Genomic DNA, 14,955 nt, shown 5'->3' with positions numbered 1-14,955 from the left:
CCCGCATAGGGGCCGGGCTCGCGGGGAAGACTCCCTCGATTCGCGTTTCCGGTCGCTCCGACGTAGACTGACTCGTCGGCTCTCGTGCACCCGCATGTCCGCATGCTCCCGTAAGGGACGCAAAGGGAGTCGATCAAGGTAGTCGATTCGAAGGGCGAAGCGTGGCCAAGAAGCAAGGTGCCATCGAGATCGAGGGCACTGTCGTCGAGTCTCTGCCGAACGCCATGTTCAGGGTCGAGCTCCAGAACGGCCACCAGGTCCTGGCACACATCAGCGGCAAGATGCGCATGCACTACATCCGCATCCTGCCCGACGACCGGGTCGTGGTGGAGCTGTCTCCGTACGACCTGACGCGTGGCCGGATCGTCTACCGGTACAAGTAGATCTTGCCCGCGCACCGGGCCCGCCCGGTGCGATGGCACTGACCCGGAGAACCTCACCCCATGAAGGTCAAGCCGAGCGTCAAGAAGATCTGCGACAAGTGCAGGGTGATCCGCCGTCACGGTCGGGTCATGGTCATCTGCGAGAACCCGCGCCACAAGCAGCGCCAGGGCTGACGCACGACCACCCCTCTCTGCACCTCTATCGCAGAGTCTTCGCGCGACGCGAGCTGAATTGTTCATACGCAGAACCCGAGCCCACCAGCTCGACACCCCCGGTTCGGAGGCCGGGGACCCGGTTCGTACCTCGTACGGCGGCCGGGAGCCGGTTCTGCGGAAGACCTCCGAAGATTCACCAGGAGCCATTGAATGGCACGCGTTTCCGGTGTTGACATCCCGCGCGAAAAGCGTGTGGAGGTCGCCCTCACCTACGTGTTCGGCATCGGCCGGACCCTCTCGAAGGAGACGCTGGCTGCGACCGGCGTCGACCCGAACACCCGCGTTCGTGACCTCAGCGAAGAGCAGCTGGTCGCGATCCGCGAGTACGTCGACAGCAACATCAAGACCGAGGGTGACCTCCGTCGCGAGATCCAGGCCGACATCCGCCGCAAGGTCGAGATCGGGTGCTACCAGGGTCTCCGTCACCGTCGCGGTCTGCCCGTCCGCGGTCAGCGCACCAGCACCAACGCCCGTACCCGCAAGGGCCCGCGTCGCGCCATCGCCGGCAAGAAGAAGCCGGGCAAGAAGTAGTCCGCAGCGGACCTCTGTCCACGGTCTTCGCTGTAGGACCGACCACCTCCCTCTAGGAGTTTGTAGATGCCCCCCAAGGGTCGTCAGGGCGCTGCCAAGAAGGTGCGCCGCAAGGAAAAGAAGAACGTCGCTCACGGCCACGCGCACATCAAGAGCACGTTCAACAACACGATCGTCTCGATCACGGACCCCTCGGGCAACGTGATCTCCTGGGCCTCCGCCGGCCACGTCGGCTTCAAGGGCTCCCGGAAGTCCACGCCGTTCGCCGCGCAGATGGCCGCCGAGTCGGCTGCCCGCCGCGCCCAGGAGCACGGCATGCGCAAGGTCGACGTGTTCGTCAAGGGTCCGGGCTCCGGCCGTGAGACCGCGATCCGCTCCCTGCAGGCCACGGGTCTTGAGGTCGGCTCCATCCAGGACGTCACCCCGACCCCGCACAACGGCTGCCGCCCGCCGAAGCGCCGCCGCGTCTGACGCGCAGCGCTCCGCTGGTTTCCCGGGTACGGGCGGTACGGCCTCTGTGAGGACTCCGTACCGCCCGTACCCTTGCAGTACAGAGTCGGGCGTCAAATAGCGGGCGCCCCTGACTGAAGGATCTCCACCATGCTGATCGCTCAGCGTCCCTCGTTGACCGAAGAGGTCGTCGACGAGTTCCGCTCCCGGTTCGTGATCGAGCCGCTGGAGCCGGGCTTCGGCTACACCCTCGGCAACTCGCTCCGCCGTACCCTCCTGTCCTCGATCCCCGGTGCCGCTGTCACCAGCATCCGGATCGACGGCGTGCTGCACGAGTTCACCACCGTGCCGGGCGTCAAGGAGGACGTCACCGACCTGATCCTCAACATCAAGCAGCTCGTCGTCTCCTCGGAGCACGACGAGCCGGTCGTGATGTACCTGCGCAAGCAGGGCCCGGGTCTGGTCACCGCCGCCGACATCGCGCCCCCGGCCGGTGTCGAGGTGCACAACCCCGACCTCGTCCTCGCCACGCTCAACGGCAAGGGCAAGCTGGAGATGGAGCTGACCGTCGAGCGCGGTCGCGGTTACGTCTCCGCCGTGCAGAACAAGCAGGTGGGCCAGGAGATCGGCCGTATCCCGGTCGACTCCATCTACTCGCCGGTTCTCAAGGTCACCTACAAGGTCGAGGCCACGCGTGTCGAGCAGCGCACCGACTTCGACAAGCTGATCGTGGACGTCGAGACCAAGCAGGCGATGCGTCCGCGTGACGCCATGGCCTCCGCGGGCAAGACGCTGGTCGAGCTGTTCGGTCTCGCGCGCGAGCTGAACATCGACGCCGAGGGCATCGACATGGGTCCGTCCCCGACGGACGCCGCGCTCGCCGCCGATCTCGCGCTGCCGATCGAGGAGCTGGAGCTCACGGTCCGCTCGTACAACTGCCTCAAGCGTGAGGGCATCCACTCCGTGGGTGAGCTCGTCGCCCGCTCCGAGGCCGACCTCCTGGACATCCGCAACTTCGGTGCGAAGTCCATCGACGAGGTCAAGGCGAAGCTGGCCGGCATGGGCCTGGCCCTCAAGGACAGCCCGCCCGGATTCGACCCGACCGCCGCCGCCGACGCCTTCGGTGCCGACGACGACGCGGACGCGGGCTTCGTGGAGACCGAGCAGTACTGATCCGGTACTGACCGTGTTCCACCCTCCGGGGGTTCCCACGGGACCCCCGGATCTTCGACAGACAACCGTCTGCTCGGATACTGACTCCGGTACCTGACACGGCCGGGGCAGACACACAGGAGAAGAACAATGCCGAAGCCCACCAAGGGTGCCCGTCTGGGCGGCAGCGCCGCGCACGAGAAGCTGCTCCTCGCGAACCTGGCGAAGAGCCTCTTCGAGCACGGCCGTATCACCACCACCGAGGCGAAGGCCCGCCGCCTGCGCCCGTACGCCGAGCGTCTGGTCACCAAGGCGAAGAAGGGCGACCTTCACAACCGCCGTCAGGTGCTCCAGGTCATCACGGACAAGAGCATCGTGCACACGCTCTTCACCGAGATCGGCCCGCGGTACGAGAACCGTCCGGGTGGCTACACCCGCATCACCAAGATCGGCAACCGCCGTGGCGACAACGCGCCCATGGCCGTGATCGAGCTGGTCGAGGCGCTGACGGTGCAGCAGAAGGCCGTGGGTGAGGCCGAGGCCGCCACCAAGCGCGCGGTCAAGGAGTCGGACGAGGCCAAGGCCGCCGAGACCACCGAGGCTCCGGCCGAGGAGGCCGCTGCCGAGGAGTCGAAGGACGCCTGAGGCTCTGCCTGAACGCTGAAAGCGGGTTCGCCCTTCGGGGCGGGCCCGCTTTCGGGCATTTGAGAGGATCTGTGGGTGAGTGAAGTACAGCCGGGTCAGGTGCGCATCCGCCTCGACCTCTCCTACGACGGCAGCGATTTCCACGGCTGGGCCAAGCAGGCCGGGGGGAAGCGGACCGTGCAGGGGGAGATCGAGGACGCGTTGCGGACGGTGACGCGGTCGAAGGAGACGTACGAGCTGACCGTGGCCGGGCGCACCGATGCCGGGGTGCACGCGCGCGGGCAGGTGGCGCACGTCGATCTGCCGGCCGAGCTGTGGGCCGAGCACCGCGAGAAGCTGCTCAAGCGGCTCGCCGGGCGGCTGCCGAAGGACGTGCGGATCTGGCGGCTGACCGAGGCGCCCGAGGGGTTCAACGCCCGGTTCTCGGCGATCTGGCGGCGGTACGCGTACCGGGTGACGGACAACCCCGGGGGAGTGGACCCGCTGCTGCGGGGCCATGTGCTCTGGCACGACTGGCCGCTCGACGTGGACGCCATGAACGAGGCCGCGCGGGCGCTGCTCGGCGAGCACGACTTCGCCGCGTACTGCAAGAAGCGGGAGGGCGCGACCACCATCCGCACGCTCCAGGACCTGAGCCTGGTGCGGGGCGCGGACGGGGTGATCACGGCGACCGTCCGGGCGGACGCGTTCTGCCACAACATGGTGCGCTCGCTGATCGGCGCGCTGCTGTTCGTCGGCGACGGGCACCGGGGCCCGGAGTGGCCCGGGAAGGTGCTGGCGGCGGGGGTGCGCGACTCCGCCGTACACGTCGTACGACCGCACGGGCTGACCCTCGAAGAGGTCGGCTACCCCGCCGACGAGCTGCTGGCCGCCCGTAACAAGGAGGCCCGCAACAAGCGCTCGCTGCCGTCGGCGGGGTGCTGCTGAGGTTCTAGCGGTTCGCCGCCGCCGATGCCTGGGCCTGGCCGCGGCGGTGGATCTGCTGGAAGGTGAACTCGGCCACGTCGTCGCCGGCGCGGAAGACCGCGGTGTCCTTGGTGGTGACGTTCTTGCCGGTGGTGAAGCCGGCGAGGGTGAAGTAGGCGTAGCGGCCGTAGGCGTTGCGGGTGGAGCGGCAGGTCGCGCCGGAGCAGAAGGCCGCCACGCCCTTGCCGGGCAGCGCGCGCACGATGCTGTGGTCGTCCGTCTGCTGCCGGGCCTTGGTGGCCTGGGCCTCGGTCTCGAACAGGGCGACGCCGACGGTCACCGCGACATCGCCGCTGGTGTACGTGGCGCGGATCACACGGGTGCAGCCGTCGGCGGCGAGGATCTTGGGCAGGGAGCCGCCGGTCGCCGTGGCGCAACTGGTGGTGTCGCCGGTGGCGCCCTTCTTGTACACCGTGCCGCCCATGGTGAGCCGCGTGCCCGGGAACAGGGTGGCGGGGCTCAGCGGGGCGGTGTCCTTCTGAGCGCTGGATATGAAGTCCTTCGGGTCCAGCGGCGGCGGGGCGCTGGTGGGGGCGAAGGACGGCGCGGTGGGGGAGCCGTGGGGCAGCGAGGCGCTGGGCACCTGGGTGGGGTGGCCCGAGGCGTCGTCGTGGCCGTTCGCCGAGACGACGGCCAGGGCGACCGCGGCGCCGATGGCGACGGTGGCGAGCGCGCCGCCGCCGATGAACAGCAGCTTGCGCCGCTTGCCGCGGGTCTCCGAGGCCTCCGCGAGTGCCGCCCAGTCGGGTGTCTCCTCGTCGCCGCCGGCGCTCCAGGGCTGCTGAGGCTGCTGGGGCTGCTCTGATTGCGGTTTCCAGGGATCCCACTGAGACTGGGGTCCCCCCTGCCCGTAACTCATGGGGCGCATCTTAGACGCGGGGCATGACGGGGAACACAACGCGGCGCCCCGCCGGGCGGCCTGCCTCGTTTTGACCCGTCCGGGGGCCGCCGGGTAACCTGCTTCTTCGTTGTGTATTGGCTTGCTCATTCTCACGGGACGGGCCCTTACACCGGTCCACCGGGCCGATGACCAGCGATCAGCACGCGGTTTGCGTCACCGCGGTGCGGTCAAGGCTGTCGTGATCGTTTCGGTGACCTGTTCAGGACCATTCACTCGAAGCGAAGGCTACGAACCGTGCGTACGTACAGCCCCAAGCCCGGCGATGTGACGCGCCAGTGGCACGTCATCGACGCTCAGGACGTTGTCCTGGGTCGTCTCGCCACCACTGCCGCGTCCCTCCTCCGGGGCAAGCACAAGCCGATCTACGCGCCGCACGTCGACACTGGTGACTTCGTCATCATCATCAACGCCGACAAGGTGCACCTGTCCGGCAACAAGCGGACCCAGAAGATGGCGTACCGCCACTCCGGCTACCCGGGTGGTCTGCGCTCGGTCCGCTACGACGACCTGCTGGCGAACAACCCCGAGAAGGCCGTCGAGAAGGCCGTCAAGGGCATGCTCCCCAAGAACACTCTGGGCCGTCAGATGCTCTCGAAGCTGAAGGTCTACAAGGGTGACCAGCACCCGCACGCTGCCCAGCAGCCGGTGCCGTTCGAGATCACCCAGGTCGCGCAGTAATTCCGGCCACCCCCAAAGCTGAAGAGAATCTGAGGAGAATCGTGGCCGAGACCACTGCCGAGCAGCCGCTCGAAGAGCTTGACATCGACAGCTACACCACCGAGTCCGAGGTCCCCGTCGAGGGCGAGTACACCTCCGAGTCGATGGCCTCCCGCTTCGGCGAGCCCCAGCCGGCCGCCGGCCTGGGCCGCCGCAAGAACGCCATTGCCCGCGTCCGGATCGTTCCGGGCACCGGCAAGTGGAAGATCAACGGCCGCACCCTTGAGGACTACTTCCCGAACAAGGTGCACCAGCAGGAGGTCAACGAGCCCTTCAAGGTGCTCGAACTCGAGGGCCGTTACGACGTCATCGCCCGCATCGCCGGTGGCGGTGTCTCCGGTCAGGCCGGTGCGCTCCGTCTCGGTGTCGCCCGTGCGCTGAACGAGGCGGACGTGGACAACAACCGTGGTGCCCTGAAGAAGGCCGGCTTCCTGCGCCGCGACGACCGCGCGGTCGAGCGGAAGAAGGCCGGTCTGAAGAAGGCCCGCAAGGCTCCGCAGTACAGCAAGCGCTAAACAGCAGGAGCTGCCTGCTCGTACTCCGAACGCCCCGGCGGCACGCCACATGTGCCGTCGGGGCGTTCGTTTATCTCAACCAAGGGCGTATAACGACACAAGACGCTCAAAGGCTTGTGTGATCGGGTGGCGAGGCGCTCCCCTCTCGATCTCGACGCGGCGCCCGTCCGCTTACGCCATCGATGCTTCCTCAGGAGGACAAGTGGGACGACTCTTCGGCACGGACGGCGTGCGCGGTGTCGCCAACGCGGATCTGACCGCCGAGATGGCCCTCGGCCTCTCCGTGGCCGCGGCGCATGTGCTGGCCGAGGCGGGGACCTTCGCGGGCCACCGGCCGACGGCCGTGGTCGGGCGGGACCCGCGTGCGTCCGGGGAGTTCCTGGAAGCGGCGGTGGTCGCGGGCCTGGCGAGCGCGGGCGTGGACGTCCTGCGGGTCGGGGTGCTGCCGACGCCCGCCGTGGCCCATCTCACCGGCGCGCTCGGCGCCGACCTCGGCGTGATGCTCTCCGCGAGCCACAACGCCATGCCGGACAACGGCGTCAAGTTCTTCGCCCGCGGCGGCCACAAGCTCGCCGACGAGCTGGAGGACCGGATCGAGGCGGTCTACGAGTCCCACCGGCACGGCGAGCCGTGGGAGCGGCCGACGGGCGCCGGGGTGGGGCGCCTGCGGTCCTACGACGAGGGTTTCGAGCAGTACGTCGGCCATCTGCTGTCGGTGCTGCCCAACCGGCTCGACGGGCTGAAGATCGTCCTGGACGAGGCGAACGGCGCGGCCTGGGGGGTCTCGCCGGAGGCGTTCACCCGGGCCGGCGCGCAGGTCGTCACGATCGGCGCCGAGCCGGACGGTCTCAACATCAACGACGGCTGCGGCTCCACCCATCTCGGTCCGCTGAAGGCGGCCGTGGTCGAGCACGGCGCGGACCTCGGCATCGCGCACGACGGTGACGCCGACCGGTGCCTCGCGGTGGACCACACCGGCGAGGAGGTGGACGGCGACCAGATCCTCTCCGTGCTGGCGCTGGCGATGCGCGAGCGCTCCGAGCTGCGGGCCGACACCGTGGTGGCGACCGTGATGTCCAACCTCGGCTTCAAGCTGGCGATGGAGAAGGCCGGGATCCGGCTGGTGCAGACGGCGGTCGGGGACCGGTACGTGCTGGAGGAGATGAAGCAGCACGGGTTCGCGCTCGGCGGCGAGCAGTCCGGGCACGTGATCATCCTCGACCACGCGACGACGGGTGACGGGACGCTGACGGGTCTGCTGCTGGCGGCGCGGGTCGCGCAGAGCGGGCGGAGCCTGCGGGAACTGGCGTCCGTGATGGAGCGGCTGCCGCAGGTGCTCGTCAACGTGCCGGACGTGGACAAGTCGCGGGTGCGCACGTCGGCCGACCTCGCCGCCGCGGTCGTGGAGGCGGAGCGGGAACTCGGGGGGACGGGACGGGTGTTGCTGCGTCCGTCCGGTACCGAGCCGCTGGTGCGGGTCATGGTCGAGGCCGCGGACATCGAGCACGCGCGGTCGGTCGCCGGACGGCTCGCGGATGCCGTGAAGTCGGCCCTGGGATAAGGCGGTTCGGGGGCGCGGGGGCCGAGCCCCGGCGCCCCTAAGGGTGTTGCCGCCGGCGCCGCCAGAAGTACTTCTGTGCCAGCAGCGTGAGCGTCCCCGCCACGATGATGCCCAGCAGGTTCAGCAGGAGCTGGTTCGTCGAGCCCAGGGTCTGGTCCATGTCGCCGTAGGCCAGCGCCACCGCCGCGTTGGACGCGGCCGGGACCGTGGTGACCGAGATGGCCACGCCCACCAGGGCGCCGGACTTGGCGGAGGTCAGGGAGAGGGTGCCGGCCACGCCTGCCAGCAGGGCCACGATGAAGGAGAAGGCGTCGGGGGCGTAGACGAACGCGGTGTTGGGGCGCCTGCCCTCCAGGGCGGAGCGGTGGAACAGGCCGACGGCGTCCATGAAGAGGGTGAAGCCGACCGTCACCGCCATCGCCACCGCGAAGCCCACGAGCAGGGCGGTCAGCGAGCGCAGCGCGAGGCGCGGCCGGCGCCGGACCATGGCCGTGCAGATGCCGGCCAGCGGGCCGAACTCGGGGCCCACGGCCATCGCGCCGACGATCAGGATGGCGTTGTCCAGCACCACACCGCAGGCCGCGATCATCGTGGCCAGCGTGATGAAGGCGACGTAGGTGGCCGACAGGGTCGACTCCTCGTGGGTGGCCTCGGTCAGGCCCTCCCACAGCACCGCGTCCGCGCCCTCGCCCGGGGCGTCCCGCTCCGCCTTCTCGGCCCGCCGGGACAGCGACAGGCCGATGTCGTCGACGGCGATGGAGCCGGTGTCGTCCAGGCCCAGCTCCCGGAGCCCGGCGATGAGCGCGTCGCCCGCCTCGCGCGCGACGTCGCTCATCACCAGGTCACCGGCCGGGTCGCGGGCGGCTCCCGGTATCACCGCGAGGTGTGTGGTGCCGACCGTCTTCTCGATCAGCCGCACCACCTCGTCGGTCTGCCCGGCCGGGGTGATCAGGCGCAGATGCAGCATGGCGCCTTTCTAGCAGGTGCGCCCCGGCCGCCGGCCCCGCCCTGCGACCCCGGCCCTACAGCTTGCGCAGGCGCAGACGCTGGACCTTGTGGTCCGGGCCCTTGCGGAGGATCAGGGTGGCGCGGCCTCTGGTCGGGGCGATGTTCTCGGTCAGGTTGGGCTTGTTGATCGTGCGCCACAGAGTGCGGGCGTAGTCGAGGGCCTCATCCTCGGAGACCTGGGTGTACTTGCGGAAGTACGAGTCGGGGTCCTGGAAGGCCGTCTGGCGCAGCTTGCGGAAGCGGTCGAGGTACCAGCGCTCGATGTCCTCGCCGCTCGCGTCGACGTACACGCTGAAGTCGAAGTAGTCGGCGAGGCCCACGCGGGTGCGGCCGTCCTTGCCGGGCAGGGCGGGCTGGAGGACGTTCAGGCCCTCCACGATCAGGACGTCGGGGCGGCGGACCGTGAGCTTCTGGTCCGGGACGATGTCGTAGATGAGGTGGGAGTAGACCGGGGCCGTCACCTCGCTCTTTCCGGCCTTGATGTCGGCGACGAAGCGGGTCAGGGCCCGGCGGTCGTAGGACTCGGGGAAGCCCTTGCGGGACATCAGGCCGCGGGCCTCCAGTTCCCGGGTGGGCAGCAGGAAGCCGTCGGTGGTGACCAGCTCCACGTGCGGATGCTCGGGCCAGCGGGACAGCAGGGCCTGGAGGAGACGGGCGACGGTGGACTTGCCGACGGCGACGGAGCCGGCGACGCCTATGACGAACGGCGTGCCGGACTGGGAGCCCTGCTCGCCGAGGAAGGTGTTCAGGGCGCCGCGCAGACCGTCGGTCGCGCCGACGTAGAGGTTGAGCAGGCGCGACAGCGGGAGGTAGATGTCACGCACCTCGTCCAGGTCGATCACGTCGCCCAGACCGCGCAGCTTCTCCACCTCCTCGGCGGTGAGCGGCAGCGGCGTCTTGTCGCGCAGCGCGCTCCACTCGGCTCGGGTGAGGTCGACGTAAGGAGTCGCCTCCGGCCTGTGCCGGTGGGCGCTCCGGGGCATCGAGGGGACCGGTGAGATCACATTCCATTGTTAACGGAGTTTGAACGGGGTGGCGGGGTGGGGTACGTCACGCCTTCGGTGGTGTGCGTCACGCCCCGCCCCGTTCCGCCCCGCCCCGTCCCGCCCCGCGCCTGTCGGTGCCTCAGCGGAGGTTGATGTCGGACACCCGGCGGGCGTTCTGCAGGATGCTGCCGAACTGGGGGATGCCGAGCGTGTCCAGCCCGACCTGGCCGGGCTTGAACTGCTGGGTGCCGCTGACGGACGTGATCCGCCGCTGGCCGTCCGCCGCGGGCGCGGAGGGCAGGACGGTGACGGCGCCGGCACCGTTGTCCTGCCAGGGGACGCCGACGATCAGGTCCGCCCCGCCGTCGTGGTCGAGGTCGTTGAGCAGCACGGCGCTGCCGAAGTTGCCGCCCGGTTCGCCGGGGACGCCGTGGATGCCGTAGTGGAAGTACTGCGGTGCCACGCTGGTGTCGACGCCGGTCTTCGAGCCGTACAGCACGGTGACGCTGCCCAGGTTGTAGTACATGTTCCCCCACAGCCGCATGTTCTCCCCCGGGGCACCGACGGCGAGGTCGAGCAGGCCGTCGCCGTTGATGTCGCCGAGGGCGACCGCCTGGCCGAACTTGTCCCAGTCCTCGGAGTCGCCGGGGATGGTGCCGGACTCCTCGGTGATGGTCTGGGTGCGGGTGGAGGGGCCCGAGGAGGAGCCGTAGGTGACGACGACCTTGCCGCCGATGGGGCCGCCGGTGGTGGCCCGGCCCCAGTAGACGCCGGTGACGATGTCGCCGCGGCCGTCGCCGTCGACGTCGCCGATGGCCGTGGTGCCGCCGGGCATCTTCTTGGCGCTGGTGGTCGAGGGGCCCGTGGAGGTGCCCGGCACGAAGTAGTTGATGTTGTAGTACGTGCCGTCGGCGCCCTTGGTGGGGTTCAGGCCGTTGACCATCAGGTCCGCGCGACCGTCGCCCGTGACGTCACCGGCCGTGAGGTTGATGATCCCGCCCTCCGGCTCGACGCGCAGCGACAGGGAGCGGGTGGCGACGGCGCCGGCCTTGCCGGAGCGGGAGATGCCCTTGCGGAAGGTGTAGAGGGTGGACCCGTTGGTGCCGACGGCCAGGTCGGTGCGGCCGTCCCCGTCGAAGTCGCCGGCCGCGAGCGCGGCGCCGAAGCGGTCGTGTGCGGCGGGGGCCGGGTCGGGGACCGTGGACGCCGAGGTCAGGCCCTTCGCGGAGCCCCACATGATCTGGAGCAGGCCGCCGTTGACGTCCGTGTCCACGTCCTCCAGCGGGGTGCCGACGGCGAGGTCGGTGTAGCCGTCCCCGTCGAAGTCGCCCGCGGTGGTCGCCGCGCCGAACAGATCCCCGTTCTCGGCCGCGCCCGGCACCCAGGAGGCGTCCTGGGTGATGGTGGTGTGCCGCTCGGCGGCGGCGCCCTGGGCGGACCCGTAGAAGACGGTGACCGCGCCCACCCGCCACTTGCCGTTCAGCCAGACGGCCGGGGCGGAGACGGCGAAGTCGCCGTATCCGTCGCCGTTGAAGTCGGTCAGGGTCTTCTTGGCCGCCGTCGTGGTGCCGGCCGCGGCGGCGGGTCCGGTCAGCCCGACGGTCAGACCCCCGGCCAGGGCCGCGGCGACGGCCGTGGCCAGGACGGTGCGAGATCTACGCTTCACCTGTGTGTCTCCCGGTGTTCGCTTACGGCGTTCAGCCGGTAGACCTCCGACCTGGTCGCACGGTTGTGCGGGGATGTCGATGTGCTCTGAACGGGCCCAGGATTTCCGAATTCGGGCACGCGGCGCCACTTTTGACGCCCCGTCGGCCCGTAGGCTGCGGCTCATGTGCGGAATCGTGGGATACGTAGGGTCGCAGTCGGCGCTCGATGTCGTGATGGCCGGGCTGAAGCGGCTGGAGTACCGGGGTTACGACTCGGCGGGCGTCGCCCTGCTGGCGGACGGCGGTCTGGCCGCCGCGAAGAAGGCCGGGAAACTGGTCAACCTGGAGAAGGAACTGGTCGAACGGCCGCTGCCGGCCGGCTCGACGGGCATCGGACACACCCGCTGGGCCACGCACGGCGGCCCCACGGACGACAACGCGCACCCGCACCTGGACAACGCGGGCCGGGTCGCCGTCGTCCACAACGGCATCATCGAGAACTTCGCGCTGCTCCGCGCCGAACTCGCCGAACGCGGCCATGAGCTGAACTCCGACACGGACACCGAGGTCGTCGCCCACCTGCTGGCCGAGGAGTACTCGGTGACCGGCGACCTCGCCGAGTCGATGCGGCTCGTGTGCCGCCGCCTGGAGGGCGCGTTCACGCTGGTCGCGGTGCACGCGGACGCCCCGGACGTGGTGGTCGGCGCGCGCCGCAACTCGCCGCTGGTGGTCGGCGTCGGCGAGGGCGAGGCGTTCCTGGCCTCCGACGTCGCCGCGTTCATCGCCCACACCCGCTCGGCGATCGAGCTGGGCCAGGACCAGGTGGTGGAGCTGCGCCGCGACGGCGTGACCGTGACCGGCTTCGACGGCCTGCCCGCCGAGGTGCGGTCCTACCACGTGGACTGGGACGCCTCGGCCGCCGAGAAGGACGGCTACGACTACTTCATGCTCAAGGAGATCGCCGAGCAGCCCAAGGCGGTCGCGGACACCCTGCTCGGCCGGATCGACCCGTCCGGCTCGCTCACCCTGGACGAGCTGCGGATCACCCCCTCCGAGCTGCGCGAGATCGACAAGGTCGTGATCGTGGCGTGCGGTACGGCCTTCCACGCCGGACTGATCGCCAAGTACGCCATCGAGCACTGGACGCGGATCCCCTGCGAGGTGGAGCTGGCCAGCGAGTTCCGCTACCGGGACCCGATCCTGGGCGGCCGCTCCCTGGTGATCGCGATCTCCCAGTCGGGCGAGACCATGGACACCCTGATGGCACTGCGGCACGCCCGGGAGCAGGGCTCCAAGGTGCTCGCCATCTGCAACACCAACGGCTCCACGATCCCGCGCGAGTCGGACGCGGTGCTGTACACGCACGCCGGGCCCGAGGTCGCGGTCGCCTCCACCAAGGCGTTCCTGACCCAGTTGGTCGCCTGCTACCTGGTCGCGCTGTACCTGGGCCAGGTGCGCGGCACCAAGTGGGGCGACGAGATCCAGGCGGTGATCAAGGACCTGTCCCGGATCTCGGTCGAGGTCGAGCGCGTCCTGGAGACCATGGAGCCGGTACGGGCGCTGGCGCGCACGCTGGCCGCCAAGGACACGGTGCTCTTCCTGGGCCGGCACGTGGGCTACCCGGTCGCCCTCGAAGGCGCGCTCAAGCTCAAGGAACTCGCCTACATGCACGCCGAGGGCTTCGCGGCGGGCGAGCTGAAGCACGGCCCGATCGCGCTGATCGAGGAGGACATGCCGGTGGTGGTCGTCGTACCGTCGCCGCGCGGCCGCTCGGTGCTGCACGACAAGATCGTCTCCAACATCCAGGAGATCCGGGCGCGCGGGGCGCGCACCATCGTGATCGCCGAGGAGGGGGACGAGGCGGTCGTGCCGTACGCCGACCACCTGATCCGCATCCCGGTCACGCCGACCCTGCTCCAGCCGGTGGTGGCCACGGTGCCGCTCCAGGTCTTCGCCTGCGAACTGGCCGCGGCCCGGGGCAACGAGGTGGACCAGCCGCGGAACCTGGCGAAGTCGGTGACCGTGGAGTGATCCCGTCCTAGTGGACCGAGCCCGTCCTAGTGGACCGAGAAGCCTCCGTCGACGCAGATCGACTGGCCCGTGACGTAGGCGGAGGCGCGGCTCGCGAGGAAGACGGCGGCGCCCGCGAAGTCCCCGGCGAGGCCGTTGCGCCCGGTCATGGTGCGCGCGGCCAGCGCCGCCACCCGCTCCGGGTCGGCGGACAGCCGCGCGTTGAGCGGGGTCATCACGAAGCCCGGCACCAGGGCGTTGCAGGTGACCCCGTACGGCGACCACGCCTCCGCCTGCGAGCGGGCGAGCGACTCCAGCGCGCCCTTGGAGACGCCGTACGCGCCGCTGCTCACGAAAGCCCGGTGCGCCTGCTGGGAGCTGATGTGGATGATCCGGCCGAAGCCGCGCTCCGCCATGCCGGGCCCGAACCGCTGGCCCAGCAGGAACGGCGCCTCCAGGTTCACGGCCATGGTGGCGTCCCAGACGTCCTCGCCCAGCTCGCTCATCGGGGGCCGCAGATTGATCCCGGCCGAGTTCACGAGGATGTCCGGCTCCCCGAACACGCCCGCCGCCTCCTCGGCCGCCGCCCGGACCCCCGCCCGGGTGCCGAGGTCCCCGGCGACCCAGGCCGCCCGGCAGCCGTCCGCCGCCAACTCATCGGCGGTGGCCGCCAGTTGCTCCTCGCCTCGGGCCACGAGCACCACGCTCGCCCCGGCCCGTGCCAGCGCCCCGGCGACGCCCCGGCCGATGCCGGAACTGCCCCCGGTCACCACGGCGACACGGCCGTCGAGCGAGAACAGGTCGGAGAGATAGGTCTGTTGGGACGCGGTGCTGTTCATGGCCGAAGCGTAGAGGGCGTACCGGGCCGGCCTGTCTAGGGTGCTGCCCATGAGCATCATCGGAGTCGGAATCGACGTGGCGGAGATCGACCGCTTCCGGGCGTCCCTGGAGCGGACCCCGCAGCTGGCCGACCGGCTGTTCGTGGCGGGGGAGTTGCTGCTGCCCAGCGGGGAGCGGCGCGGGGTCGCCTCGCTGGCGGCCCGGTTCGCGGCGAAGGAGGCGCTGGCCAAGGCGCTCGGCGCGCCGCCGGGGCTGCTGTGGACGGACGCCGAGGTGTACGTCGAGGACAGCGGGCGGCCGCGGCTGCGGGTGCGGGGCACGGTCGCCGCGCGCGCCGCCGAGCTGGGGGTGCGGAGCTGGCACGTGTCCCTCAGCCATGACGCGGGCATCGCGTCGGCCGTGGTGGTCGCCGAGGCCTGAGCGGCCGG

Annotated in this window: 17 protein-coding genes; 12 read left to right on the top strand and 5 right to left on the bottom strand. The window is 70.3% G+C overall.

All coding sequences use genetic code 11. The features are described from left to right. The first annotated feature begins 161 nt into the window (after positions 1 to 161). From infA to truA, 7 genes are all read left to right on the top strand, one after another. Positions 162 to 383: a translation initiation factor IF-1 gene (gene infA, locus AB0927_RS13345; protein ID WP_004927214.1), complete on the top strand. Its 222-nt coding sequence runs from the start codon at positions 162 to 164 to the stop codon at positions 381 to 383. Between the two features lie 60 nt (positions 384 to 443). Beyond that, positions 444 to 557, top strand: coding sequence for a 50S ribosomal protein L36 (rpmJ, locus tag AB0927_RS13340; RefSeq protein ID WP_003998809.1), 114 nt, complete (start codon positions 444 to 446; stop codon positions 555 to 557). Positions 558 to 749: 192 nt separating this feature from the next. Then, positions 750 to 1,130, top strand: a complete 381-nt coding sequence (gene rpsM, locus AB0927_RS13335) for a 30S ribosomal protein S13 (RefSeq protein ID WP_037657579.1) — start codon at positions 750 to 752, stop codon at positions 1,128 to 1,130. A 66-nt stretch (positions 1,131 to 1,196) separates the two neighbouring features. Continuing rightward, positions 1,197 to 1,601: a 30S ribosomal protein S11 gene (gene rpsK, locus AB0927_RS13330; protein WP_003956432.1), complete on the top strand. Its 405-nt coding sequence runs from the start codon at positions 1,197 to 1,199 to the stop codon at positions 1,599 to 1,601. 129 nt (positions 1,602 to 1,730) lie between these two features. Then, positions 1,731 to 2,753: a DNA-directed RNA polymerase subunit alpha gene (locus AB0927_RS13325; RefSeq protein WP_003966937.1), complete on the top strand. Its 1,023-nt coding sequence runs from the start codon at positions 1,731 to 1,733 to the stop codon at positions 2,751 to 2,753. Positions 2,754 to 2,882: 129 nt separating this feature from the next. Then, a complete protein-coding gene (rplQ, locus tag AB0927_RS13320; RefSeq protein WP_366667694.1) occupies positions 2,883 to 3,377 on the top strand; it encodes a 50S ribosomal protein L17 in 495 nt (164 codons plus the stop codon). 75 nt (positions 3,378 to 3,452) lie between these two features. Continuing rightward, the gene (gene truA, locus AB0927_RS13315; protein WP_366667693.1) at positions 3,453 to 4,304 is read left to right on the top strand and encodes a tRNA pseudouridine(38-40) synthase TruA; all 852 of its coding nucleotides are present in this window, start codon (positions 3,453 to 3,455) and stop codon (positions 4,302 to 4,304) included. Positions 4,305 to 4,308: 4 nt separating this feature from the next. On the opposite strand, the gene AB0927_RS13310 is transcribed toward truA, so the two are convergent. Continuing rightward, the gene (locus AB0927_RS13310; RefSeq protein ID WP_366667692.1) at positions 4,309 to 5,202 is read right to left on the bottom strand and encodes a hypothetical protein; all 894 of its coding nucleotides are present in this window, start codon (positions 5,200 to 5,202) and stop codon (positions 4,309 to 4,311) included. Positions 5,203 to 5,478: 276 nt separating this feature from the next. Here AB0927_RS13310 and rplM point away from each other — a divergent pair, with 276 nt between their 5' ends. From rplM to glmM, 3 genes are all read left to right on the top strand, one after another. Then, a complete protein-coding gene (gene rplM / locus AB0927_RS13305; RefSeq protein WP_366667691.1) occupies positions 5,479 to 5,922 on the top strand; it encodes a 50S ribosomal protein L13 in 444 nt (147 codons plus the stop codon). Positions 5,923 to 5,963: 41 nt separating this feature from the next. Beyond that, positions 5,964 to 6,476, top strand: coding sequence for a 30S ribosomal protein S9 (rpsI, locus tag AB0927_RS13300; protein ID WP_010036632.1), 513 nt, complete (start codon positions 5,964 to 5,966; stop codon positions 6,474 to 6,476). A gap of 202 nt (positions 6,477 to 6,678) precedes the next feature. Further along, a complete protein-coding gene (gene glmM / locus AB0927_RS13295; protein ID WP_366667690.1) occupies positions 6,679 to 8,037 on the top strand; it encodes a phosphoglucosamine mutase in 1,359 nt (452 codons plus the stop codon). A 37-nt stretch (positions 8,038 to 8,074) separates the two neighbouring features. On the opposite strand, the gene AB0927_RS13290 is transcribed toward glmM, so the two are convergent. The 3 genes from AB0927_RS13290 to AB0927_RS13280 form a co-directional block, all read right to left on the bottom strand. Next, positions 8,075 to 9,004, bottom strand: a complete 930-nt coding sequence (locus AB0927_RS13290; protein WP_366667689.1) for a DUF389 domain-containing protein — start codon at positions 9,002 to 9,004, stop codon at positions 8,075 to 8,077. A 55-nt stretch (positions 9,005 to 9,059) separates the two neighbouring features. After that, entirely contained in the window at positions 9,060 to 10,028 is a 969-nt protein-coding gene (gene coaA, locus AB0927_RS13285) for a type I pantothenate kinase (RefSeq protein ID WP_366667805.1), read from the bottom strand. A gap of 142 nt (positions 10,029 to 10,170) precedes the next feature. Continuing rightward, the gene (locus tag AB0927_RS13280) at positions 10,171 to 11,697 is read right to left on the bottom strand and encodes an FG-GAP-like repeat-containing protein (protein WP_366667688.1); all 1,527 of its coding nucleotides are present in this window, start codon (positions 11,695 to 11,697) and stop codon (positions 10,171 to 10,173) included. Between the two features lie 163 nt (positions 11,698 to 11,860). Here AB0927_RS13280 and glmS point away from each other — a divergent pair, with 163 nt between their 5' ends. Beyond that, positions 11,861 to 13,708 (top strand): glutamine--fructose-6-phosphate transaminase (isomerizing), encoded by a 1,848-nt coding sequence (glmS, locus tag AB0927_RS13275; RefSeq protein ID WP_366667687.1) that lies wholly within the window; start codon positions 11,861 to 11,863, stop codon positions 13,706 to 13,708. A 26-nt stretch (positions 13,709 to 13,734) separates the two neighbouring features. On the opposite strand, the gene AB0927_RS13270 is transcribed toward glmS, so the two are convergent. Then, entirely contained in the window at positions 13,735 to 14,526 is a 792-nt protein-coding gene (locus AB0927_RS13270; RefSeq protein WP_366667686.1) for an SDR family oxidoreductase, read from the bottom strand. 49 nt (positions 14,527 to 14,575) lie between these two features. Here AB0927_RS13270 and AB0927_RS13265 point away from each other — a divergent pair, with 49 nt between their 5' ends. Beyond that, on the top strand, positions 14,576 to 14,947 hold the full coding sequence (locus AB0927_RS13265; RefSeq protein ID WP_366667685.1) for a holo-ACP synthase: 372 nt from the start codon (positions 14,576 to 14,578) through the stop codon (positions 14,945 to 14,947). Positions 14,948 to 14,955 lie beyond the last annotated feature (8 nt).

The sequence above is a fragment of the Streptomyces sp. NPDC048106 genome (genome assembly GCF_040706415.1).
In the GTDB taxonomy this organism is placed as follows: Bacteria; Actinomycetota; Actinomycetes; order Streptomycetales; family Streptomycetaceae; genus Streptomyces.
The sequence above is the reverse complement of the archived record's forward strand: the minus strand, read 5'-3'. Positions and strand labels throughout refer to the sequence as shown.